We start from the raw sequence: 22,442 nt of genomic DNA, 5'->3' as shown, positions 1-22,442 counted from the left end.
CAGACTATGCGAGAATAAGGGCAGGCCAGAGGGCTGGGCTGGCCAGCAGTGGGGCAGGGTGGATATGGCAGACGAGGCACAGCGCCTGCTGTATTACATTGTCGAGCACTACACTGGGCGTGAGGAGGTGAAGGACGTCGAGCGCAGCGCGACGACGGCTGAGGCTGTGCAGGAGATCGAGGCCGAGCAGCGACGGGTGATGCGCAAGGAGCGGGCGCTGGCCGATCGGATGGTGCGGCCGTTTCTGCGGGGTCTGGCAAAGGCGTACGCGGCGTATTGCGCCGGGGGCAACGCGATTACGCTGGACGATCGCAACGCGGAAGAGAACATGATGGCCGAGGCGCTGATCCACTTTCTGGTGGGTCCGGGGCTGGCGAGTTCGATGAGCCGCGAGACGGAGCCGATGCACTACCTCTATATCATCTCCATCCACTGGGACAAGCTGGCCGAGCTCGCGCGCAAGGCCCAGGTCGACCTTGAGGCGATGCTGAAGCTTGCCATGCGATGAGCGCGACAGCAGACGCGACGATGGCGAAGGCGGGGGAGCTGGACGAGCGGTTGGCGCTGGCCACGCAGCGGCTGGGGGTGCAGTTTCGTGATGTGGCGCTGCTGCGGCGCGCGCTGACGCACCTGTCGTACGTCAATGAGCAGGGGCTGAGCGGCGAGGCGGCGGTGGCAGCCTCAAACGAGCGGCTGGAGTTCGTCGGCGATGCGGTGCTTGGGCTGCTGGCGGCCGAATTTCTCTACCAGCGGTTTCCGCGCGCGCCGGAAGGCGACTTGACGGCCTACCGGACGGCGCTGGTGCGGACGCAGACGCTGGCACGCTGGGCACGGGAGCTGGAACTCGACCAGTGCTTATATCTGGGGCATGGAGAGCGGCCACGGCCGGGCCAGCCAGTGCGTGATCGGATTCTGGCCGGGGCGTTCGAGGCGGTGCTGGCCGCCATCTACCTGGATCGCGGGATTCGGACGGCACGGCGATTCCTGGCCCGCTTCCTGAAGCGGGAAGCGGACGAGGGGTCACTGGTGCGGCGGATCGGCAACTACAAGGGGCGGCTGCAGGAGTGGACGCAAGAGCGGCTGCACGTGACGCCGGTGTATGCAACGCTCGAGGAAGTGGGGCCGGCGCACCAGCGGATGTTCACTGTGGCGGTGCAGGTCGGCGAGGTGGTGCTGGGAATTGGCCAAGGGCCGAGCAAGCGGGCGGCCGAGCAAGAGGCGGCGCGCCAGGCGCTCGAGCGGTTGCAGGCGGAGGAGGCGAGGGGGCGCGATGGGACTCTATGACCAGCTGACGATCTTCACTGGGAACGCGAACCCCGAGCTGGCGCGCAAAGTCTGCGCGTATATCGATATCCCGCTCGGGCGGATCGAGGTTTTCAAGTTCAGCAACGAGAATATTTTTGTGCGCATCGGCGAGAGCGTGCGCGAGAACGACGTCTTCGTGATCCAGTCGTTCAGCAGCCCGGTCAACGAGAGCATCATGGAGCTGCTGATCATCATCGACGCGCTGAAGCGGGCGTCGGCTGGGCGGATCACGGCGGTGATCCCGTACTACGGCTATGGGCGGACGGACAAGAAGGATCAGCCGCGGGTGCCGATTACCGCGCGGCTGATCGCCGACATGATTACGGTGGCCGGGGCTGACCGGGTGCTGACGATCGACCTGCACGCTGGGCAGATTCAGGGCTTCTTCAACATCCCGGTGGACGAGATGACGGCGCTACCGATCCTGGCGCGGTATTTCCAGGAAAAGCAACTCAGCAATCCGGTGGTGGTCTCGCCTGACCTGGGGAGCACGAAGCGGGCGCGCAACTTCGCGGACGAGCTGAATGCGCCGCTGGCGATCATCGAGAAGCGGCGCAAGGGGAACAATGACCAGACCGAGTTGCTGAACCTGATCGGCGACGTGCGGGACGCTGAGGTGATTCTGATCGACGACGAGATTGACACGGCGGGGTCGATTACGCAGGCGGCGGAGCTGTGCCTGGCGCGGGGGGCGCGGACGATCTACGCGGCCTGCACGCACCCGGTGCTGAGCGGGCCGGCGGTGGAGCGGCTCGCGCGCAGCCCGATCCAGGAGCTGGTGGTGACGGACACGATTCCGCTGCCCCCGCACAAGCACCTCGAGAAGATCACGGTGCTGTCGGTGGCGCCGCTGCTCGGGGAGTCGATCCAGCGGATTCACACCGGGGCAAGCGTGAGCCTGGCCTACCGCAGTGCAGCGCGGCTGCGGTGGCCTTCGGTTGGTTGACGCGCACCCCCTTCAGCTGCCAGCATTAGGGCACGCCGGGTCGCCGACAGCGGCCGGTGCTACGATGCCGGGGGTGTGCAGTGCGACGATACTCAACGGTCCCGGCTCGACGCCTCGAACGGAGCCGGAATCCTGCCCTGATCATCGTCAGTGTGGTCAGCGTGCTGGTCGTGGTGGGGGGAGCGTTCCTGCTCGCAGCGCGGCTGGGGCGCCTTGCCGCCGGGCCGGAGCCGACGGCGACAGCGGCGGCGACGAGCACGGCGAGTCCGCTGGCGGTGGCTGGCGGCACGCCCGTGCCGGCTGGGGCGACATTCGCGTCGCCGCAGGAACTGGCCCAGGCGTTCATCGCGGCCTGGCAGAAGGGCGACTATGCCGCAATGTACCCGTTGATCTCAAGTGCCGCGCAGTCGCACATCAGCCAGGCGGACTTCGTCAAGCGGTACCAGGACATTGCGGCCGAGATGGGGCAGCGGTCGATCACGGTAACGCTGGGGACGGCCGCGCCGGGGGCGATGCGGCTGCCGATCCACGTGGTGCGGCAGACGAGCCGGGTGGGGACGCTGACCGAAGACAATGTGATCCCGATTATTCGCGAGCAAGGGCAATATCGGGTAGACTGGACGCCCTCGCTGATTGTGGCTGACCTGGGAGACGGCTACGTGCGCTGGGTGCCGGTGGTGCCGCAGCGTGGCCGGATCCTTGACCGCAAGGGGCGGCCACTGGCAGAGCTGGGGATGGTGGACAAGGTCGGGGTGATTCCCGGGCAGATCAAGGACGAGAACGCGCTGCTGGAGAGCTTGAGCCAGTTGCTGAACCTGCCGAAGGACGTCATCAAGCAACGCTATGCGAACGGGCAGCCGGACTGGTTCATGCCGATCACCACGCTGCCCGATCCGGTCGATCCGCAGCTGGCGCAGAAGTTACTGGCGATTCCCGGGGTGGTGATCCGGCAGTGGCCCGACCGCGTCTACCCGCTGGGGCCAGCGGCGGCGCACATCACGGGCTATTTGACGGAGATTAGCGCCGACGAGCTGGCGAAGTATGCTGACCGGGGCTATGAGGTTGGCGACCGGATTGGCCGGGCAGGCATTGAGGCGTGGGGCGAGCAGTACCTGAGCGGCAAGCGCGGCGGGCGGCTGGTGATCGTCGGGCCGGACGGGCAGGAGCGGAAGCTGCTAGCGGAGGTGCCGAGCCAGCCGGCTGCCGACATCGTGCTGACGATCGACGCTGATTTGCAGCAGGCGGCTTACAAGGCGCTGGGGGACAAGGTTGGCAGCATCGTCGTGCTCGACCCGAACACCGGGGCGATCCTGGCGATGGCCAGCAACCCGAGCTTCGACCCGAACCAGTTCATCCTGGGGATGACGCCGGAGGCGTGGAACGCGCTGAATGATCCGCAGAAGCAGCCGCTGGTGAACCGGGCGACGCAGATGGCCTACCCGACGGGATCGACGTTTAAGGTCGTGACGATGGCCGCGGCGCTCGAGAAGCTGGGGATGACGGCGCAGACGCGGATCAACTGTCCGGCGACGTTCTCGTTGCCTGGCAGCTCGCAGGTGTGGCACGACTGGAGCCCGAACGGGCAGGGTGTGCTGACGCTGCACAATGCGCTGGTGCAGTCGTGTGACACGGTGTTCTACCAGATTGGTGCCCAGCTCGACGAGCATGACCCGAACCTGCTGCCGCAGATGGCGCGGGGCTTTGGGTTTGGCTCGCAGACGGGGCTGGCGGAGTTACCGGAAGTTGCTGGGCTCGTGCCGGATCCGACGTGGAAGCGGCAGCAAAAGAACGACTACTGGGCGCGGGGCGATGCGGTGAACCTGGCGATTGGGCAGGGCTTCTTCCTGGCAACGCCGCTGCAACTGGCCGATGCCTATGCAGCGATCGCGAACGGTGGGACGCTCTGGGAGCCCTATCTGGTGCAAGAGGTGGTGGCGGTCGATGGGACGAAGCTCTATACCCACCAGCCGAAGGCGCGGGGCACGCTCCCGGTCTCGCCGCAGCACCTGGCGGATATTCGCAGCGCGCTGCATGACGTGACGTCAGCACCGAATGGCACGGCGGTGACGGCGTTCCGCGGAGAGAAGGTGCCGGTTGCGGGCAAGACGGGGACGGCCGAGAGCGGGCAGCAGCAGCCGCACGCCTGGTTCGCGGAGTTTGCGCCGGTGGACGGGGCGAAGCTGGCAGCGGTTGTCATGGTCGAGCACGGCGGCGAGGGCTCGGTGACGGCAGCGCCCCTGGCACGGCAGGTGGTGGATGCGGCCGTGCAAGCGGGGATCATCACGCAGTAGCGAGGGAAGTGGCGATGGCAGCGGAGCAGGCCGGTGAACGGCTGGCGCGCGGGCAGCAGCTACCGCGACTGCGTGGCACGGGGCTGGACGGCGAGGTGGACACACGGCAGTGGTACTGGCGTCGCAACCTCGTGGTGCTGTTCACGCATGCCTGGCCGTGTCCGGGCTGTGCGGCCTACGTGGAGCAGCTGGCGGAACGCGAGCCGGCGATTGCCGCGGCGCGCGGGCAGTTGCTCGTGGTGGTTGCCTTGGGGCCGACGATCGCGGTGCGGGAGCTGACGCGGCTGGGCCGTGGTACGGCGGTGCTGCTCGACGAGGATGGCGCGCTGCATGGGCGGTGCGGGCTGCGGGGCATGGGCGGTCAGCCGGTGGCGGCGCTGGTCGTGACCGATGACCTTGGGACGATCTACGCACGCTGGGACGCTGGCGCTGAGCACGCCTTTCCAGCGCCAGACGAGGTTGTTTCCTGGGTTGAATTTGTCTCCTATCAGTGCCGGGAGTGCGGCGCTGATAGCCCGGTGGTGCTCGACGGCTAGAAGGGCGCGGGCAGGTCGAGTTCGGCGGCCAGGGCGCGGAGGTCGTCGAGGACTTTGGGATGGAGCGGGATGCCGTTGGCGCGCCGGTCGGCCTCGGCCTCACGCTCGGGATCGCCGGGCACGAGCACGCGCGCGACGCCAGAGCGTGGGGCGGCGGAGCGGAGCGTGCGGAGCATCTCGTCCATGGCGGCGCGGAACTGGTCCTCGGGCTGGAAAGCGTCGATGCGCCAGGCCATGAAGGCGTGGCCAGTGCCGGAGGGGCGCGGCGCGCTCCGTGAGCCGGCGACGTGGTAGCCCCAGGGGCCGCCGGCGAGTGGGCCACAGAGAACTTCGATGAAGAGACCGAGGCCGTAGCCTTTGTGCGCGCCGAGTTCGGGCAGCGCGCCGAGCGGCGTGAGAGCGACGGCGGTGAAGGGGTCGGTGGTCAGCTCGCCATTGGCGTCATAGGCCCAGCCGCGGGGGATGGGCTTTCCCTCGCGCTGGGCGATTTCGATTTTGCCCCAGGCGACGGTGCTCGTGGCCATGTCGAGGACGAAGGGCGGCTCCTCGCCCGCGGGGATGGCGACGGCGATGGGGGCGGTGCTGAGATAGGGGTCACGCGCGCCAGCGGGGACGACGAGCGGCGTGGCGTTGGTCATGGCGACGCCGCAGAGGCCGGCCTCGAGCGCCATGGTGGCGTAGTACCCCGCGATGCCGAAGTGGTTGCTGTTGCGGACCGTCGTGAGGCAGAAGCCGGTCTGCTGGGCCTTGGCGATGCAGCGCTGCATGGCGCGGTAGGCCGACGGCATGCCGAGGCCGTTGTCGGCGTCGAGGGCGAGCGTCGCGGGGGTTTCGGCGAGGACGCGGAGGGTTGGCCGCAAGTTGATGACGCCCTGGCGGATGCGGGTGATGTAGCCGCGCAGGCGTGGGACGCCGTGTGACTCGATGCCGCGGACGTCGGATGCGAGCAAGATGTCGGCGCTAATCCGGGCATCGTCGTCAGGGATGCCGACCCGGCGGAAGGCGTCGACGACGAAGGCATGGAGCGTGTCGACCGGCACGCGAACCTCGTTCTGCCCCACAACGTTCCCCCTTTTCCTGAATAACGCAGTGCTTGCCGAACGGTCGCGCCAACCGTTGTGCGCTCGTGGGCATGGTACTATGCCAATGGTTGTCTGTCAGGGTGGATTGGGAGGGAACCGATGCAGGAACGACGGCGGATCGGGACGATTGTGGTGCCGCTCGATGGCTCGGCGCTTGCCGAGGACGCACTGCCCTACGCGGTGCTGTTGGCACGGAAGCTCGACGTGCCCCTGCGGCTGCTGCGGGTGGTGCCCGAGGATGCGACGCCGGAGGCGGGCGCTGAGGCTCGGGCGTATGTCGAGGATGTGGCAAAGCGGCTAGCAGTCGCGGCGCACGGCGAGATCCGCTATGGCGATCCGGCTGGGGAGATTATTGACTATGCGCAGGAGCAATCCGATCCGCTGATCGTGATGACGACGCACGGACGGGGCGGCATTGGGCGTTGGATTTCCGGCAGTGTTGCTGACAAGGTGGTGCGGCACGCTGGTGTGCCTGTGCTGCTGTTGCGCTCGGGGGTGACGCACGCCGTGCCGGACACGCTGCGGATGCTGCTCGTGCCGCTGGACGGCTCGGCCTTGGCGGAGGCGGCGTTGCCCTACGCGGTGGAGCTAGCGGCGCACACGGGGGCGACGATCCACGTGGTGCGGGTGGTCGATGTGCCAGCAATGCTCTACCAGAGTTGGGTGCAGATGCCAGCGAGCGCGGACATCATCAATCAGCTCGAGCAGGATCTGGTGCAGGATGCTGAGAGCTACCTGACGATGGTGGCCGAGCAGGTACGGTCGCAGGGGGTTGTTGTCCAGACGCAGGTGCGGAGCGGCCTGCCGGTCGCGGAACTGCTGGAGCTGGAACGGAAGCTCCAGCCTGACCTGGTCGTGATGGCGACGCACGGGCGCAGTGGGCTGAGCCGGCTGGTGTTGGGGAGCGTGGCCGAGCGGCTGCTGCGTGAGGGCACGGTGCCATTGCTGCTGGTGCGGCCGTCCGAGGAGCCAGCGCTGAGCGAAGCCTAGCGGGCGAGACGGGCGAGTGTCCAGGCCGCGACGGCGAGGAGCCCTGCGGCGAGGGCTGTGATCAGGGCGGGGACGAGGGCGAAGGCGATGCCGGCCACCGTGGGCAACCGTGCCAGGGCGGCGACGACGGCGAGCTGGGCGAGGCCGCGCCAGGCAAGCGCGCGCCAGGCGAGCAAGGCGAGCCAGGCGAGCAGGGCGGCGAGGAAGCCGTAGCTGAAGGCGCGGCGGCGGCTCACCTGGCCGACGAGACCGGTGAGCAGGCCGGCGACGGGCACGGCCCACCACCAGCCGATAAGCAGCATGGCTGCGGCAATGAGCAGGGCGAGGGGGAGGATCAGCCAGGGGAGCCAGCGGGCTGCGACGCGCATCACGACGCTCCTTTCGGGCGAAGCTGCCAGACGCGGACGACCCAGCCGCCTGGGGTGGTCTGTGGGGTGTCGGGGAAGTGGAGCGGCTTGACCTGGTGGTTGAGCCAGAGCGGTAGCTGGTCGTCGTAGTGCGGGCTGGTCGGGTCTTCGGATTCGCCGGCGGGGAAGACGCCGACGGAACGCGTGAGATCGGCCAGGTCAGCGATCATGCGCCAGCTGGCACCGCCGGTCGATGACTCGCCACCGCTGGGGTCGACGGTGAAGCGGTCGCCGTCGGTGGGATAGGGGCCGCGGGCGAGGCGCGGGGCCTGGGTGAGGGATGGGATGAGGCGGCGGTGGATGGCACCCCACTGCCAGCTGGCTGGGTTGGCGCCGAGCCGCTGGGCGAGGTCGTTGACCGCGGATTCGAGCGCGTTATGGAAGAGGGTGGGGAGTGGACGGGGCTGGCCGGTGGAGGGGTCGGCGAGCCAGCGCTGGAGGACCTGGGCGCGGTCGGCGGGGTTGCCGGTGGTGAGCACTTCGGCGGCGACGACGAGGTTGCCGTCCCAGCCGTCCTGGTGCGGCGTGAAGGTGTGCAAGGTGTAGGCGGTTTGGTCGAGACCGGCCTGGGCCCACCAGGGGCCGAAGAGCTGGACGATGAAGGCCTGGAGGAAGTGCCACCAGATGGCGGGGGCGGCCTGGTTGGCTGCCATGGTGCCGTCCCACTGGCGCAGGAGGGCGAGGGCCTGCTGGGCAAGCGGGGAGAGCGTGGTGTCCTGGGCGAGAGCCTGGACGACGACGGGGAGCATGCGCCGCGCGAGGGCGTCCTGGTGCGAGGCCTGGAGGGCCATGAGGCGATCGCGCGTGAGCGGCCGGTTGGCGGGGTCGTTGAGAAACGCGTAGATGACGCTTGCGCGATAGCCGGCGTCGAAACCGAGGGCGCTGCCGATATCAACAGGATAGTCAGCGCTGACCGGCCGCTGGTTCGCTGACCAGACGAACTGGTTGGGCTTGCCCTGGACCTGGGGGACAGCGTTAGCTGGGATGAGGCCCTGCCAGTTCTGCTGCGGGTCGCTGCCGTCGAGCAGGGTGTCAAGCTGGCCGTGGGCGAGGAGCGGGTAGTAGCCTGCGGCGATGATGCCGATAGCGCCGTCAGTGGTGGCGTAGGCGAAGTTCTGGGTTGGGGCGCCCCAGCGGGCGAGGGCGGCACGGACGTCGTCGGCGGTGCGGGCTTGCATCAGGCGGAGGAGTGCGCCGACGTCGTCGGAGAAGAGATTGCCGGTCCAGGCCATGGCGAGCGTGCGGCCGTTCAGCGGCGGGATGCCGGCAAGCCCTTCGGGGATGACCGGGCCATGGACGGTCCAGTGGACCGTGAGGTGGTGGGCGGGCTGGCCACGGACGAGGATGGTTTCGTCGTGGTCGACGAAGGGGCGCCACTGTCCGGCGTAGAAGTACTGGCCCGGGTGGTCAGGGCTCGTCTGTTCGCGGTAGAAGACGGTCTGGGCGTTTTGGGTGTTGGTCAGGCTCCAGGCGACGGTACGGTTGTGGCCGATGATGATGCCGGGTGTGCCGGGGATGCTGACGCCGTAGACGTGGATGGTCGGCGACTCGAGGTGGACTTCGATCCAGATGGCTGGCAACGTGAGGCCGAGGTGGGGGTCGCCGGCGAGGTAGGGCTTGCCGGTGTCGGTGAGGCCGCCGCCGACCGCCCAGTTGTTGCTGTTGCCCTCGGTGAGCTGTGGCCGGACGAGGAGCCCGAGCGGATCGACGAGCCAGGGCATGGACTGGATGAGCCGGTCGACGGTGCGCGAGGGCGGGAGGCTGGTGGCGCGTGATGGCGGGGGCGGCGCGTCAGCGGACGACGGCTGGCGGCCGCCGGTGCCAGCGCCGTTGCCATAGGGGAGCAAGGCGGCGTCGAGGGCGGCCTGGTCGGGCGTGATGGCGGGGTAGGGGCCGGGCGCGTAGGGCAGTTGCGGGTTCTGGGGAAGTTGCGGGAAGAGCGTTGCGGCGGCGTCTTGGCCGAGGGCGTCGGCGAGGTTGGCGCGGTCGATGGGTGCAGTGCTGAAGGCGAGTTCCTGGGTCATGATGCCCTGGATGGCGAGGCTGTCGGCGACCTGCCAGTGTTCGGGGGTGTACCCGAGCAAGCGGAAGAAGGGCGGCAAGGCGTGGGTGCGGACGGCCTCGTCGATCCAGGCGTTGATGCCCGCGGCGTAGGCGTCGAGTTCGGCGGCGGCCTCGGGGTCGACCTGGGGGAGGCGGGCGGCGGCGGCCTGCGCCGTGCGGGCGAGGCCGAGGACGCGCTCGCGTTCGTCGCTGGGGAGGGCAGCCGGGCCGACGATTTCGGCGAGGCGGCCTTCGGCCTGGCGGCGGATCAGGTCGAGTTCGGTGAGGCGATGGCGTGCGGTGAGGTACCCCTGGGCGAAGAAGAGGTCATGGTCGGTTTGGGCGAAGATGTGGGGCACGCCGTAGGCGTCTTCGTTGATGATGACCGGCTGCTGTAAGCCAGGGACGGTGAGCGTCGATGCTTGATCGCGGTCGATGCCGGCAAAGACGCCGGTGACGGGGTTGAAGGTGGGGCCGAGGGCGGGGAGTGGGCCGAGCGGGAGCGCGAGCAGGACAACGAGCACAACCGCGAGGGCGGCTGTGCTCGTGCCGACCAGCAGGCGGAATGGAAACCGGTGCATCAGATCTGGTGATCCCTCCTACCGCGCCGTTGCGCGGGCTGGCGCGCCAAAGAGTGCTTGGGCTTCAGCGACGATCCGCTCGACGCTGGGGATGACCCGTTGCTCGAGTGGCGCGGAGAAGGGGATGGGCACGTCGGGGACGGCGAGGCGGCGGATCGGCGCCTTGAGGGCGTCAAAGGCGTCGGCCTGGATGCGGAAGGCAAGTTCACCGGTCATGCCGAAACTCTGATAATCCTCGTCGACGATCAGGACACGGCCGGTCTTGCGGGCGGACGCGACGAGGGTGGCGGTGTCGAGTGGGACGAGGGTGCGGACATCGATGACCTCGGCGTCGATGCCCTGCTGGGCGAGCTGCTCAGCGGCGCGCAGGCAGCGGTGCACCATGAGGCCAGCAGCGACGAGGGTGACATCGCGGCCTTCGCGGCGGACGGCGGCCTTGCCGAACTCGACGGTGTAGGGGGTATCGGGCACGGGTTCGTCGGCGATGCCTTCGAAGGGCAGGAACGGCAGGCCGGTGAGCAGCTTGTGGCCGAAGATGACGACGGGGTTGGGGTCGCGCAAGGCGCTGATGGTGAGGCCCTTGGCGTCGTAGGCGGTGGCGGGGACGACGACTTTGAAGCCGGGGACGTGGGCGAAGAGGCCGTAGAGCACCTGCGAGTGCTGCTCGGCGTCGCCGTAGCCGCCGCCGATGGCGGTCAGGACGGTGACGGGCATAGCGAACTGGCCGCCGGACATGTAGTGGTTCTTGGCCATGTGGTTGTACATTTGATCAAAGCCGGCGCCGAGGAAGTCGACGAACATCAACGAGACGACAGGGTGCAGGCCGACGGCTGCCGCGCCGACCGCCATCCCCATGAACGTCTGCTCTGTGATGGGCGTGTCGATGACGCGGTCACGGCCGTATTTCTGGAAGAGGCCCATGGTGAAGCCGAAGACGGCGCCCCAGTAGGTGACGTCTTCGCCCAGGACGACGATGTCGGTGCGCTGGGCCATCTCCTGGTCGATGGCTTCGGCGATGGCGGGCGCAATGCCGGTGATGGTGCGTGTCGTGCTCATCGGAACACCCCCACGAGTGCTTCATCGGGTTCGGGCAAGGGACTCTGCTCGGCGAAGGCGATGGCCTGCTCGACGCGGGCGGTGGCTTCGGCGGCGAGGCCAGCGAGGACGGCGTCGTCGGCCCAGCCGAGGGCCGTGAGGCGCCGGGCCAGGCGTGGGATGGGGTCGAGCTGGCGCCAGCGTTCGACTTCTTCCCTGGTGCGGTACTCTTCGCCGTCGCCCTCGAAATGGCCGCGGTAGCGGTAGCAGAGGGCTTCGATGACGCTGGGGCCGTAGCCAGCGCGGGCGCGCGCGATGGCCTGACGGGCGGCGCGGGCGACGTCGATGAGGTCCATGCCATCGACGAGGTAGGTGGTGACGTTGTAGCCGAGGGCCCGCTGGAACTGATGGGGCTGGGCGAGGGCAGCCCACTTGGGGGTCGAGTCGGCGTAGAGGTTGTCCTCGATGACGATGACGAGCGGGAGCTGCCAGAGGGCGGCGGCGTTGAGCGTCTCGGTGAACGTGCCATGGTTGGCTGCGCCTTCGCCGGCGAAGGCGACGGCGACGTGCGGTTCACCGCGGTGCTTGAACGCGAAGGCAGCGCCAGCAGCCTGGGGGAAGGATGCGCCGACGATGCCGCTGCAGGCGAAGCGGTGCTCGGCATCGAAGAGGTGCATGTGCCCGCCCTTGCCCCGGCAGAGGCCGGTCGCCTTGCCGAAGATCTCGGCCGCCAGCTTGTCGACGGGCACGCCTTTGGCCAGCGCGTGATGGTGTGGCCGGTGCGTGCTGACGACGGCATCGGCGTCGGTGAGGAAGAGACCGACGCCGACGGCGACCGCTTCCTGGCCGACGGCGAGGTGCATCTCGCCGCGGATCGGGCCAGCGGCCATGTTGAACTGGGGCGTCTTGCCGATGGCGTAGCGGTCGGCGATGGTCTCCTCGAAGGCGCGGATGAGGCAGAGCTGCTGGTAGGCATTGAGGAGTTGCTCGCGGGTAAGTCCGGACTGGGCAACGAGGTACTGGAGGTCAGGCAAACTCGGCTCTGGCTTTAACACCCCTCACCTCCTTTGCTGCGGCGACGCACTGTTTGGGTTGAATCGTGGTTCTTCCCTCAGGATAGTCGTCTTGGCCGGCGCTGTCAATCGGGTGGCGAAGTGTGCTGCCTGCTGCGGCCGGCTCACGGGCGCGCGTGTGGCAGGGATCTGACACGGAAGGGCTTATGGCACGGGCCTGTGGTACGGGCCGTGGTGCGCGGGCGACGCGTTGCGTGCGGGATGCCGCACGGCGTGGGGCAGGGGACGGGATGGGGTTAGGGTTCGAGCCGCGTGGCGTCGTGGATGTGGTAATCGACGTGGCGGAAGGCGTCGAAGAGATCGGTGAGAGCGTCCTGGAACGCTTCGGGCGTCGTGGCATGTTCGAGTCGTGGCACGATGTCACGGTAGATGACGACGATTTCCTCGGCGATGTCGGCCAGGGCAAGGCCGAGGGCCTCAGCCTGGTCGTGGTCGAGCACGCTAAACTGTTGGAGTTGCTCGACGAGCGCGCCGCTCAGGAAGCGTTGCCGCAGGTGCTTATCGTTGTCGACGATGGTGTTCATTGCTCTTCCTCCATTGTGACAAGCGTTACGGTGCCGCCGCCCGCCTTGCCGCACAATGAGGCAGGCAAGGCATCGGCGGCGGGCGCGGGCTAGCGCGGGTTCGCGGGCGCGCTGACAGGCTCGGCGACCGGCGCGGCCGCGTTGGCACGGGGCGTGAGCTGGCTGACCGGCAGGCGGACGAGCTCGGGTGGGAAGAAGAGGTCGAGGGTCCAGTCGAAGAGGACGCGGAGCCGGCGTTCCCAGCGTGGCAGGCGCAGCAGGTGGTAGGTGCGCCAGATCCACCAGGCGAGGTGCCCGGTGATGACACGGCCGGCGATGGCGGCAACGGCGGTGCGGTGGCCGAGGGTGACCATCTGGCCGCGCGTGCGATACTGGATGACATGGAGCGGGCGGCCGCGGAGGGTGGCGGCGATGTTGTGCGCCGCGGTCTCGGCTTCGGCGATGGCGTGCTGGGCCGTCGGTGGATAGGCGTTGCCGGTGTTCGGGTCGGGGACAGCAGCGAGGTCGCCGATCGCCCAGACGTTCGGGTAGGCCGGAATGCGGAGCGTGGGTTCGACGACGATGCGGCCCTGGCGGTCGTGCTCAACCGGCAGTGCCCGGGCCAGGGGGTGAGGCTGGACGCCGATCGCGCTGATGACGGTGTGGGCGGCGATGCGGGTGCCGTCCTTGAGGATGACGGCGTCGGGTTCGACCTGGACGACTGGGCGGTTGAGGAGCAGGTCAATGCCGCGCCGGTGCAGCATGCGCTCGGCGTAGTCGCCCAGGGCGGTCGGGGCTTCGGGCAGGAGCCGCTCGAGGGCGTGGACGAGGACGACGCGGTAATCGCTCTGCTGCAGGCCGCGGTAGTAGTGGAGGGCGCGGCTGAGCAGTTCCTCGACCGCGGCCGCGAGTTCGACGCCGGTTGCGCCGCCGCCGATGACGACGACGGTGAGCAGGGCGCGGCGGAGTTCACGGTCGTCGGTGGCCTCGGCCTGTTCGAGCAGGTCGATGAGGTGGTTGCGCAACGCGAAGGCATGGCCGAGACGCTGGATCTGGTAGGTGTACTCGTTGATGCCGGGGATGTTGAAGGTGGCCGGGATGCCGCCGAGCGCGAGGACGAGGTGGTCGTAGGGAAGGGTCAGCTCGTCGGTCGGGCCGTGATCGAGTCCGTAGCGGACGTGGACGAGCTGGGCGTCGAGATCGATCGCCTGGACGCTGCCCATCAGCAGGCGGGCGTGCGGGGCGACGAGGCGGATCGGCGAGAGGATGTCTTCAATGCGGATTTGGCCCGGGACGATCTCAGGCAGGAGCGGGTAGTAGACGAAGGCGTTGTCGCGGCTGACGAGCACGACGTCGGCCTCGCCGGTCCGGAGGTGGTGCTCGAGTGCCTGCGCGACGGTGACGCCCGCGAAGCCGCCGCCGAGAATGACGATGCGCGGGCGGGTGGCGCGCGTGATCGGTGAAGCAGCTCTCGTCGACATCAGCATGTCCTTTGCGTTCTCCCAGTTGGGTGGTCTGTCGTCATCCGACGGAATGGCGACAGGCCAGCCGTTAAGCATACCAAACGGCGTGGTTGGCTGGTTGCCGCTGGCGGGGGCGGCTGCTAGCCTCGGGGGCGGAGTGTGAGGGAGGTGGCGATGCCGCGTGCATGGTTGACGATGGCAAGTGAGCAGGCGTCGCTGTCGGGCGGGTTGGTGAGCCGGTTGCTGGCGCTGGGTGACCGCTTGGTGAGCGGGTTGCCGGCAACGCTGGTGACGGTCGTGCTGGCCTGGGTGATCATCCGGCTGGCCCACCGGGTGCTGGGGGAGACGATCCGGCGCGTGCTCGAACGGCGCGGGACAGCGCCGCGGGAGGTGGCCGTCCGGCTGCAGACGCTGGCAAGCGTGACGGAGTCGGCGGTGCGGCTCGTGGTGCTCGTCGTCGCCGGGATGACGGTGCTGAACATCTACGGGGTGCCGATTGGGCCGCTGCTGGCGAGCGCTGGGGTGGCCGGGATCGCCGTTGGGTTTGGGGCGCAGTCGTTGATCCGGGATGTCATCGGTGGGTTCTTCCTGATCCTCGAGGGGCACTTCCTCGTCGGGGACGTGGTGACGGTGGGGAGCGTCACCGGGACGGTGGAGGTGATCACGCTGCGCTACACGGCGATCCGCGGGCAAGATGGGGCGCTGACCGTGGTGCCCAATGGCGATATCCGGACGGTGACGAACTTGACGCGCGACTGGGCGCGGGCGATGGTGGATGTGACGGTGCCGCTGGATGCAGGATTTGAGGCCGTGCTGCGGACGGTCCAGCAGGCGCTGCAAGTGATTGCGGACGATCCAGACTACGCGCCGGCGCTGCTGGGGCCGGGAGAGATTGTGGGCGTGGAGCAGCCGGCGGCGCAGCAGGTGACGGTGCGGGTCGCGGTGCGAACGCGGCCGCTCGATCGGTGGCGGGTCCAGCAGGCGCTGCGGCTGTGGATCGTGCGGGCGCTGGCGCAAGCGGGCGTGCCGGGGACGGCGCAGGGCGCTGGGGAGCCGGATGCGGCTGAGCAGGCGAGCGCGCAGCCGCCAGCTGGCAAGCCAGCGGGGGGGTGAGCTGGGGGCGCGACGTGCGGGCGGCATGGCCAGCAACAGGCGGTTCGACCTTGTGTTGCGGCCGTGGACATGCTAGACTAGCCCGATAAGTAGCGGAGCGCCGGGAGATGAGCGTGGCGCACGTGCTGGCAGTGGCGAATCAGAAAGGCGGCGTCGGCAAGACGACGACGGCGGTGAACCTGGCGCACTACCTTGCCCGGCAAGGACTGCGCGTGCTGCTGGTGGATATGGATCCGCAGGCAAACGCGACGAGCAGCCTGGGGCTCTCCAAGCAGGAGCTTGCCCTGACAACCTATACGGCCTTGCTCGGTGAGGCCGCAGTGGCCGACTGTCTCTGCCGTGACGTGCGGCCCGGGCTCGACGTGCTCGGGGCCAATGCGGCGCTGGCCGGGGCGGAGGTCGAGCTGGTGGCGTTGCCCCGCCGCGAGCAGCGCCTGCGCACTGTGCTGATGCCGGTACTGGAGGACTACCAGGTCGTGCTGATCGATTGCCCGCCGTCGCTCGGGCTGTTGACGGTCAACGCCCTGGTCGCCGCCAGGGCGATTCTCTTACCCCTGCAGTGCGAATACCTGGCCCTTGAAGGGCTGGCCCAGCTTGTGACGACGATCGACCTGATCAAGCGCCGGTTGAACCCGGCGCTCGACGTCTTGGGCGTGGTGCTGACGATGTTCGACGCGCGGACGCGGCTGGCGCTGCAGGTGGTGCAGGAGGTGCGCCGCTTCTTTGGCCGGCGTGTGTTTGCCACGATCATCCCGCGGACGGTGCGCCTGGCTGAAGCGCCGAGCTTTGGCAAGACGATCTTTGAGTATGACCCGGGCTCGCGCGCGGCGCAGGCGTATGCGGCGTTGGGCGAGGAGTTGGTGGCACGCTTGGCTCTCGCGCCGGCGGCTAGTCCAGCCGACTGAGCGCAGGGCATGGTAACGGCAGGCGACGCAGCAAGGCAACGAAGGAGGGCATACCAGAATGGTCATCACCCAGGACGACGCAACCCCTGCTCTGCACCACGCGGTGCCGACGCTCGAAGCGGTGATGGCGCAGAAGGTGGTGGGCGTTGGGCTGACGTTTGACGACGTGCTGCTGGTGCCGGCGGCGTCGTCGGTGTTGCCGCGCGATGTCGATACGCGCACCTGGCTGACGCGGCACATTCAGCTCAACATCCCGATCGTCTCGGCGGCGATGGATACGGTGACCGAGGCGCGGATGGCGATCGCCCTCGCCCGGGAAGGCGGCATTGGGATCATCCACCGCAATCTCTCGATCGAGGACCAGGTGGCCGAGGTTGACAAGGTCAAGCGCAGCGAGTCGGGGATGATCGTCGAGCCGGTGACGCTGCGCCCGACCGACCGGGTGCGCGATGCGCTGGCGGTCATGGAACGCTACCACATCTCGGGCGTGCCGATCACCGACGACCAGGGGAAGCTCGTCGGCATTTTGACGAACCGCGACTTGCGCTTTGAAGACGACCTTGACCAGCCGATCGAGCGGCTGATGACGAAAGAAGGCCTGATCACGGCCCCGGTCGGGACGACGCTGGACGAGGCGCGGGAGATTCTCCACCGCTACAAGATCGAGAAGCTGCCGGTCGTCGATGAACAGGGGCGTCTCAAGGGGCTGATTACGGTCAAGGACATCCAGAAACGGATCCAGTATCCGAACGCGACGAAGGATGCCCAAGGGCGGCTGCGCGTCGGCGCAGCGGTTGGCGTGGGTGCCGACGCGCTGGCCCGGGCGGAGGCGCTGGTCGAGGCCGGCGTTGACGTGCTCGTCGTCGACACGGCCCACGGGCACGCCCGCTCGGTGGTGGAGATGGTCGAGGCGATCAAGTCCCGCTGGGATGTTGACGTCATCGCGGGGAACATCGCGACGGCGGAGGCGGCTGAGGCGCTGATTGCTGCCGGGGCGGACGCGGTGAAGGTCGGGGTTGGGCCGGGCTCGATCTGCACCACGCGAGTGGTCGCGGGCGTTGGCGTGCCGCAGATTACGGCGATTTTGGACGTGGCGCGGGTGGCGCGGGCAGCTGGCGTGCCGGTGGTCGCTGACGGCGGCATCCAGTACTCAGGCGATATTGCCAAGGCGATCGCGGCCGGCGCCGACACGGTGATGCTGGGCAGCCTGCTGGCGGGCGTCGACGAGAGCCCAGGTGAGGTGATCCTCTACCAGGGCGAGCGGTTCAAGGAATACCGTGGGATGGGCTCGATCGGGGCGATGAAGGCCCGCTCCTACAGCAAGGACCGCTATTTCCAAGACGAGGTCGACAGCATTGCCAAGCTGGTGCCGGAAGGCATCGAAGGGCGAGTGCCCTACAAGGGGCCGCTGGCGAACGTGGTCTACCAGCTCGTCGGCGGGTTGCGGGCGGCGATGGGCTACTGCGGCGCGGCGACGATTCGCGAACTGCAGGAGCGCGCGCGCTTCGTGCAGATGACGATGGCCGGGCTGCGGGAGAGCCACCCGCACGATGTCGTGATCACGAAAGAAGCACCCAACTATCGGATTTCGTCCTAGCTTCGTTCTTCCCACGGACGGCAGGGCGCGGTTGGGGAGGGCGTGGCAGCCTGTCGGGGTAACCTGGCAGGCTGTCACGCTTTTCAGCGCGTCGGAGGTTGCTGGGGCGCAGTGCCGGCAGCCACGCCGCCGCGTTGTCACCGGTTAGGACGCGTCGGGGTCGAGCAAGCCGATCTGCAGGGCGAAGCGCACGAGCTCGGAGCGGCGGCTGAAGCCGAGCTTCTGCATGACGCGGTGACGGTAGGTCTCGACGGTCTTGGGGGAGAGGTAGAGCTGCTCGGCGATCTCCTGGGCGGTGTAGCCGGCAGCGGTGAGGCGCAGCACCTCACGCTCGCGTTCGGAGAGCAGTTGGGCGGGGTCTTGGACTTCGCCGCGCTTGACCTGGTCGAGGTAGCCCTGGAGGAGCATGCGAGCGGCGTCCGGGTCGACGAAGACTTCGCCGGCGGCGACAGTGCGGATGGCGTCGAGCAGGTCGGTGTGGAGGCTGGTCTTGCGCACGTAGCCGGAGCCGCCGGCCTGGAGGACAGGGAGCAGGTAGCGTTCTTCGGCGTGCACAGTGAGGATGAGGACGCGGGTCGGGAGTTTGAGCGCGGCGATCTCGCGAAGGGCTTCAAGCCCGCCGCCGGGCATCGAGATGTCGAGGACGGCGACGTCGGGCGTAGTCTGGCGGACCAGGTCGACAGCTTCGCTGGCCGTGCCGGCTTCGCCGACGACGACCATGTCCGGCTGCGACTCGAGGAGGGCACGGAGCCCGGCGCGAACGATCGGGTGGTCGTCGGCGAGGACGACGCGGATCGGCTGTTGCGTGCGGCTCACGGGGTGCTCCTTTCTGGTTCGGTGGACAGCGCGGCGGAGGCGCTGGCGAGCTTGCCGTTGTGCGGCACGGTGATCTGGACGGTGGTACCGGCGCCGGGGGCGGAGTGGATCGCGAAGGTGCCGCCGGCGAGTTCGGCGCGCTCACGCATACCGAAGAGGCCGAGTTCGCCGTGGTCGAGTGAGAGGTCGTGGAGGTTGAAGCCGCGGCCGTCGTCGTGGATGGAGAGAGTGACGGCGTGGTCGCCGAAGCTGAGGGTGACGACCGCGTGGCGAGCGTCGGCGTGCTTGGCGGCGTTGGTGAGGGCCTCCTGAGCGATGCGGTAGAGGGCGAGTTCGACGTCGGGCGGCAGGCGGCGGGGCTGGCCCTGGACGGCGACGCTGACGGGCAGGCCGAAGCGCTGGCGCTGCTGGTCGGCGAGGCTCTGCAGGGCGGTCGGCAGGCCGAAGTCGTCGAGGACGGGTGGACGCAGCTCCTGGGCGATGGCGCGGATGGACTCGAGCGCGGCGGCGGTGAGGCTGACGAGCTCGCGGACGGTGGCGCGGTCGGTCGCGCTGTTGGCGGATTCGAGCATCTTGAGGCGCAGGAGCAGGGCGGTGAGGGTCTGGGCGGTGTCGTCGTGGAGTTCGCGAGCGATGCGCTGGCGCTCAGCCTCTTGCGCGCTCAGGACGCGCTGGGAGAGCTCGCGGAGGCGGCTCTGGTAGGCGACCATGGTGTCGAGCATGGCGTTGAAGGTGGCGGTGAGGGCGTCGAGGTTCGGGTCGCTGAAGGGGACGGTGGGCGCGCGGACGTCGAACTTGCCCTGGCGCACCTGGTCGGCGGTGTATTCGAGGGCGCGGATGGGCTGGAAGGCGGCGCGCAGGACAACCCAGTTGAGCATGGCGCTGAGGAGTGTGCCAGTGGTGCCGAAGAGGACGACGAGTTCAACGATGTGCTCGGTGCTGCCGGTTGAGAGCAGGGTGAGCGTCGTGCCGACGACGGCGCCGGCGACGACAATGGTCGTGTTCGCGATCAAGACTTTGTAGAAGATGGGGAGGGTGCGGAGGCGTTCCATCCATCGCTGCAACTGGATGCTCATGGCTGGTCACCGTGCCGTTTCGTGGGGGCGTGCGCAGCCGTTCGGGCCGCGCGGCGCCCCCTAGTGGCGCTTCTTGTGCTTCTTCTTGTTCTTGGCGTGCTTGCCGGCCTTGGGCGGTGGCTGTGGCGGGCGGCGGGGGAGGCTGCCGCTGGGCAGGTTGGTGGGCAAGCCGCCCATGAGGCCATCGAGGCCGCCGTTGCCGAGGGCGGCCAGGGGGTTGCCCCCACCGCCGAGCAGGCCGCGGAGTGCACCGCGGCGGCCGCCGCCCATGGCCGCCTGGCCAAGCTCGGCCATCATCCGCTGCATCTGCTTGAACTGGCTGAGGAGCTGGCTGACCTCGGCCATCGTCGTGCCGCTGCCGCGGGCAATGCGACGGCGCCGGCTGTAGGTAATGATGTCAGGGTTACGGCGCTCCTCGGGCGTCATCGAAAGGATGATGGCCTCAATGTGCTTATACTCGTCGTCGCTGATCTGCACCTGCTGCTGGCGGATGAGCTGGCCGACGCCGGGGATCATCTCGAGGAGCTGGGTGAGCGGGCCCATCCGCTTGAGCTGCTGGAGCTGGTGGAGGAAGTCTTCGAGGTTGAAGGAGCCGGTCAGGACTTTCTCCTGCAGCTTCTGGCGCTCTTCCTCGGACGTCTGCTGTTGCGCCTTCTCGATGAGCGAGACGACGTCGCCCATGCCGAGGATGCGGGTGGCGAGGCGGTCGGGGTAGAAGGGCTCGATGGCATCCACGCGCTCGCCCGTGCCGATGAACTTGATCGGGACGCCGACGACGGCGCGGATCGAGAGCGCAGCGCCGCCGCGGGCATCGCCGTCCATCTTGGTGAGGATGAGACCGGTGAGCGTGAGGCGGCGGTGGAACTCCTCGGCGACGCGGACGGCCTCCTGGCCGGTCATGGCGTCGGCGACGAGGAGGATTTCGACCGGGTTGACGGCGGCCTTGATGCGCTCGACCTCCTGCATCATGCGCTCGTCGATCTGGAGGCGGCCGGCAGTGTCGATGATGACCGGGTTGTAGCCGTACTGGCGCGCGTGGGCGACGGCGCGCCGGGCGATGTCGACCGGGTCGGCGTTTGGGCCCTCAGCGTAGACGGGCAGGTCGTTCTGCTGGCCGAGGGTTTGCAGTTGCGCGATGGCCGCTGGGCGGTAGACGTCGGCGGCGACGAGGAGAGGGCGGCGGCCTTCCTTCTTGAGCAGGGCGCCGAGCTTGGCGACGTGGGTCGTTTTGCCGGAGCCCTGCAGGCCGACGAGGAGGAAGACGCTCGGCGGCTGCGGCGCCCACTGCAGCGGCACGCGCTCCTCACCGAGCAGGCGGACGAGTTCCTGGTGGACGATCGCAATGACCTGCTGGGCGGGGGTGAGGGAGCGCAGGACTTCCTCGCCGATGGCCCGCTCGCGCACCGTGGCGACGAAGTCGCGGACGACGCGGTAGTGGACGTCGGCCTCGAGGAGGGCACGGCGGACTTCACGCAGGGCTTCGTCGACGTCTTCCTCGGTCAGGCGGCCCTTGCGGCCGATGCGCTGGAAGGCGGCGGTGAGGCGATCGGTCAGCGTTTCAAACATCAGGCGGCCTCCTCATCGTCGAAGAAGAGGGCATCGACGTAGGTTTCGGGGTCGAACTCGGCGAAGTCGGTGACCTTCTCGCCGGTGCCGATGTAGCTGATCGGGATGCCGAGTTCGCGGGCGATGGCGAAGGCGATGCCGCCTTTGGCGGTGCCGTCGAGCTTGGCGATGGCGATGTCGGTGACGCCGGCAGCGTCGGTGAAGAGGCGGGCCTGCGCCAGGCCGTTCTGCCCGGTGGTGGCATCGATGACCAGCAGGACTTCCTGCGGGGCGTCGGGCACCTGGCGCTGGATGACCCGGCGAATCTTCTTGAGCTCTTCCATCAGGTTGTACTTGGTGTGGAGCCGGCCGGCGGTGTCGATCAGCAGGATATCGTAGTTGCGGTTGAAGGCGGCCTGGAGGCCGTCGAAGACGACGGCACCAGGGTCAGCGCCGGGCGCATGGCTGATGACTGGCACGCCGAGGCGCTCGCCCCAGACTTTGAGCTGGTCGATCGCGGCAGCGCGGAAGGTGTCGCCGGCGACGAGCAGGACGTTGCGGCCGCGGTCCTGGTGGTACTTGGCGAGCTTGGCGATCGTCGTCGTCTTACCGGTGCCGTTGACGCCGACGACGAGGGTGACGAACGGCACGCCGCGCTGGTAGATCTTGACACGGCGGTTACGGGTGGCCTGCTCAAGGAGGGCAATCATTTCCTGACGCAGCAGTTCGCGGGCCTGCGCCGGGTCGGTGATCCCCTCGCGGCGAATGCGCGCGCGGAGCTGGTCGAGCAAGGCCTGGGTGGTCTCGACGCCGAGGTCAGCCTGAATCAAGAGGGCCTCGAGGTCGTCGAAGAGCTCGTCGTCGATGGCGCTGCGGTCGAAGAGCGCGACGATCTCGCGGAAGATGCCGCGCCGGCTCTTGCGCAGGCCTTCCTGGACGTGGGGTTCGGGCGTGGTTCGCCGAAAGAATCGTCGAAAGATCACAGACACAACTCCTCAATGATCCGGCGATGGCCGGGGATAATGGCAACGTTCGGCAGCGGTGAACCGCTGCGGCCTACACTGCCGTCTAAGTATAGCTGGATGCGCTGGGTCATTTGGCCGCTGCCGCAGCGTGGGCGCTTCGCAGTACACTG

General features: G+C 68.4%; 20 protein-coding genes. 9 read left to right on the top strand and 11 right to left on the bottom strand.

Annotated elements, in window-relative coordinates; all coding sequences use genetic code 11:
* The first annotated feature begins 64 nt into the window (after positions 1–64).
* From N675_RS03850 to N675_RS13515, 5 genes are all read left to right on the top strand, one after another.
* Positions 65–508, top strand: coding sequence for a hypothetical protein (locus N675_RS03850; RefSeq protein ID WP_038038155.1), 444 nt, complete (start codon positions 65–67; stop codon positions 506–508).
* A complete protein-coding gene (gene rnc, locus N675_RS03845) occupies positions 505–1,284 on the top strand; it encodes a ribonuclease III (RefSeq protein WP_051914090.1) in 780 nt (259 codons plus the stop codon). Before N675_RS03850 ends, rnc begins: the two co-directional genes overlap by 4 nt.
* Positions 1,271–2,251 (top strand): ribose-phosphate diphosphokinase, encoded by a 981-nt coding sequence (locus N675_RS03840; RefSeq protein ID WP_038038153.1) that lies wholly within the window; start codon positions 1,271–1,273, stop codon positions 2,249–2,251. Before rnc ends, N675_RS03840 begins: the two co-directional genes overlap by 14 nt.
* A gap of 152 nt (positions 2,252–2,403) precedes the next feature.
* Positions 2,404–4,542 (top strand): penicillin-binding protein 2, encoded by a 2,139-nt coding sequence (mrdA, locus tag N675_RS03835; RefSeq protein ID WP_231577925.1) that lies wholly within the window; start codon positions 2,404–2,406, stop codon positions 4,540–4,542.
* 14 nt (positions 4,543–4,556) lie between these two features.
* Positions 4,557–5,078 (top strand): thioredoxin domain-containing protein, encoded by a 522-nt coding sequence (locus N675_RS13515; RefSeq protein WP_051914089.1) that lies wholly within the window; start codon positions 4,557–4,559, stop codon positions 5,076–5,078.
* On the opposite strand, the gene N675_RS03825 is transcribed toward N675_RS13515, so the two are convergent.
* Positions 5,075–6,139 carry an Ldh family oxidoreductase gene (locus tag N675_RS03825; RefSeq protein WP_081886841.1) on the bottom strand — a complete coding sequence of 355 codons (1,065 nt, stop codon included), beginning with the start codon at positions 6,137–6,139 and terminating at the stop codon, positions 5,075–5,077. The genes N675_RS13515 and N675_RS03825 overlap by 4 nt on opposite strands.
* Positions 6,140–6,259: 120 nt before the next feature.
* Here N675_RS03825 and N675_RS03820 point away from each other — a divergent pair, with 120 nt between their 5' ends.
* A complete protein-coding gene (locus tag N675_RS03820; RefSeq protein WP_038038149.1) occupies positions 6,260–7,150 on the top strand; it encodes a universal stress protein in 891 nt (296 codons plus the stop codon).
* On the opposite strand, the gene N675_RS03815 is transcribed toward N675_RS03820, so the two are convergent.
* The 6 genes from N675_RS03815 to N675_RS03790 all read right to left on the bottom strand — a co-directional run bounded on the left by N675_RS03815 (position 7,147) and on the right by N675_RS03790 (position 14,273).
* The gene (locus N675_RS03815) at positions 7,147–7,518 is read right to left on the bottom strand and encodes a hypothetical protein (RefSeq protein ID WP_038038148.1); all 372 of its coding nucleotides are present in this window, start codon (positions 7,516–7,518) and stop codon (positions 7,147–7,149) included. The genes N675_RS03820 and N675_RS03815 overlap by 4 nt on opposite strands.
* Positions 7,518–10,181, bottom strand: coding sequence for a penicillin acylase family protein (locus tag N675_RS03810; protein ID WP_038038146.1), 2,664 nt, complete (start codon positions 10,179–10,181; stop codon positions 7,518–7,520). The genes N675_RS03815 and N675_RS03810 overlap by 1 nt, the downstream gene beginning before the upstream one ends.
* Positions 10,182–10,199: 18 nt before the next feature.
* Positions 10,200–11,237, bottom strand: a complete 1,038-nt coding sequence (locus tag N675_RS03805) for an alpha-ketoacid dehydrogenase subunit beta (RefSeq protein ID WP_038038144.1) — start codon at positions 11,235–11,237, stop codon at positions 10,200–10,202.
* Complete coding sequence (locus tag N675_RS03800; RefSeq protein WP_038038143.1) at positions 11,234–12,271, bottom strand: thiamine pyrophosphate-dependent dehydrogenase E1 component subunit alpha; 1,038 nt, start codon at positions 12,269–12,271, stop codon at positions 11,234–11,236. The genes N675_RS03805 and N675_RS03800 overlap by 4 nt, the downstream gene beginning before the upstream one ends.
* A gap of 254 nt (positions 12,272–12,525) precedes the next feature.
* On the bottom strand, positions 12,526–12,813 hold the full coding sequence (locus tag N675_RS03795; protein WP_038038142.1) for a hypothetical protein: 288 nt from the start codon (positions 12,811–12,813) through the stop codon (positions 12,526–12,528).
* A gap of 89 nt (positions 12,814–12,902) precedes the next feature.
* The gene (locus N675_RS03790; RefSeq protein ID WP_051914088.1) at positions 12,903–14,273 is read right to left on the bottom strand and encodes an NAD(P)/FAD-dependent oxidoreductase; all 1,371 of its coding nucleotides are present in this window, start codon (positions 14,271–14,273) and stop codon (positions 12,903–12,905) included.
* A gap of 156 nt (positions 14,274–14,429) precedes the next feature.
* Between N675_RS03790 and N675_RS03785 the strand changes: the two genes are divergently transcribed.
* The 3 genes from N675_RS03785 to guaB all read left to right on the top strand — a co-directional run bounded on the left by N675_RS03785 (position 14,430) and on the right by guaB (position 17,870).
* The gene (locus N675_RS03785) at positions 14,430–15,368 is read left to right on the top strand and encodes a mechanosensitive ion channel family protein (RefSeq protein WP_156100810.1); all 939 of its coding nucleotides are present in this window, start codon (positions 14,430–14,432) and stop codon (positions 15,366–15,368) included.
* Positions 15,369–15,475: 107 nt separating this feature from the next.
* Positions 15,476–16,273 (top strand): ParA family protein, encoded by a 798-nt coding sequence (locus tag N675_RS03780; RefSeq protein ID WP_038038141.1) that lies wholly within the window; start codon positions 15,476–15,478, stop codon positions 16,271–16,273.
* Positions 16,274–16,397: 124 nt separating this feature from the next.
* A complete protein-coding gene (gene guaB / locus N675_RS03775; protein ID WP_051914549.1) occupies positions 16,398–17,870 on the top strand; it encodes an IMP dehydrogenase in 1,473 nt (490 codons plus the stop codon).
* Positions 17,871–18,014: 144 nt separating this feature from the next.
* On the opposite strand, the gene N675_RS03770 is transcribed toward guaB, so the two are convergent.
* From N675_RS03770 to ftsY, 4 genes are read right to left on the bottom strand one after another with little or no spacing between them, the layout of a single operon-like run.
* Positions 18,015–18,686: a response regulator gene (locus N675_RS03770; protein WP_038038140.1), complete on the bottom strand. Its 672-nt coding sequence runs from the start codon at positions 18,684–18,686 to the stop codon at positions 18,015–18,017.
* Positions 18,683–19,762, bottom strand: coding sequence for a sensor histidine kinase (locus N675_RS03765; protein ID WP_051914087.1), 1,080 nt, complete (start codon positions 19,760–19,762; stop codon positions 18,683–18,685). The genes N675_RS03770 and N675_RS03765 overlap by 4 nt, the downstream gene beginning before the upstream one ends.
* A gap of 60 nt (positions 19,763–19,822) precedes the next feature.
* Positions 19,823–21,328: a signal recognition particle protein gene (ffh, locus tag N675_RS03760; RefSeq protein WP_038038138.1), complete on the bottom strand. Its 1,506-nt coding sequence runs from the start codon at positions 21,326–21,328 to the stop codon at positions 19,823–19,825.
* Positions 21,328–22,290 (bottom strand): signal recognition particle-docking protein FtsY, encoded by a 963-nt coding sequence (ftsY, locus tag N675_RS03755; RefSeq protein ID WP_038038136.1) that lies wholly within the window; start codon positions 22,288–22,290, stop codon positions 21,328–21,330. The genes ffh and ftsY overlap by 1 nt, the downstream gene beginning before the upstream one ends.
* Positions 22,291–22,442 lie beyond the last annotated feature (152 nt).

It is taken from the genome of Thermorudis peleae, assembly GCF_000744775.1.
Lineage (GTDB): Bacteria > Chloroflexota > Chloroflexia > Thermomicrobiales > Thermomicrobiaceae > Thermorudis > Thermorudis peleae.
Note: the sequence above shows the minus strand (reverse complement) of the source record. Positions and strands in the feature narration are given on the sequence as shown.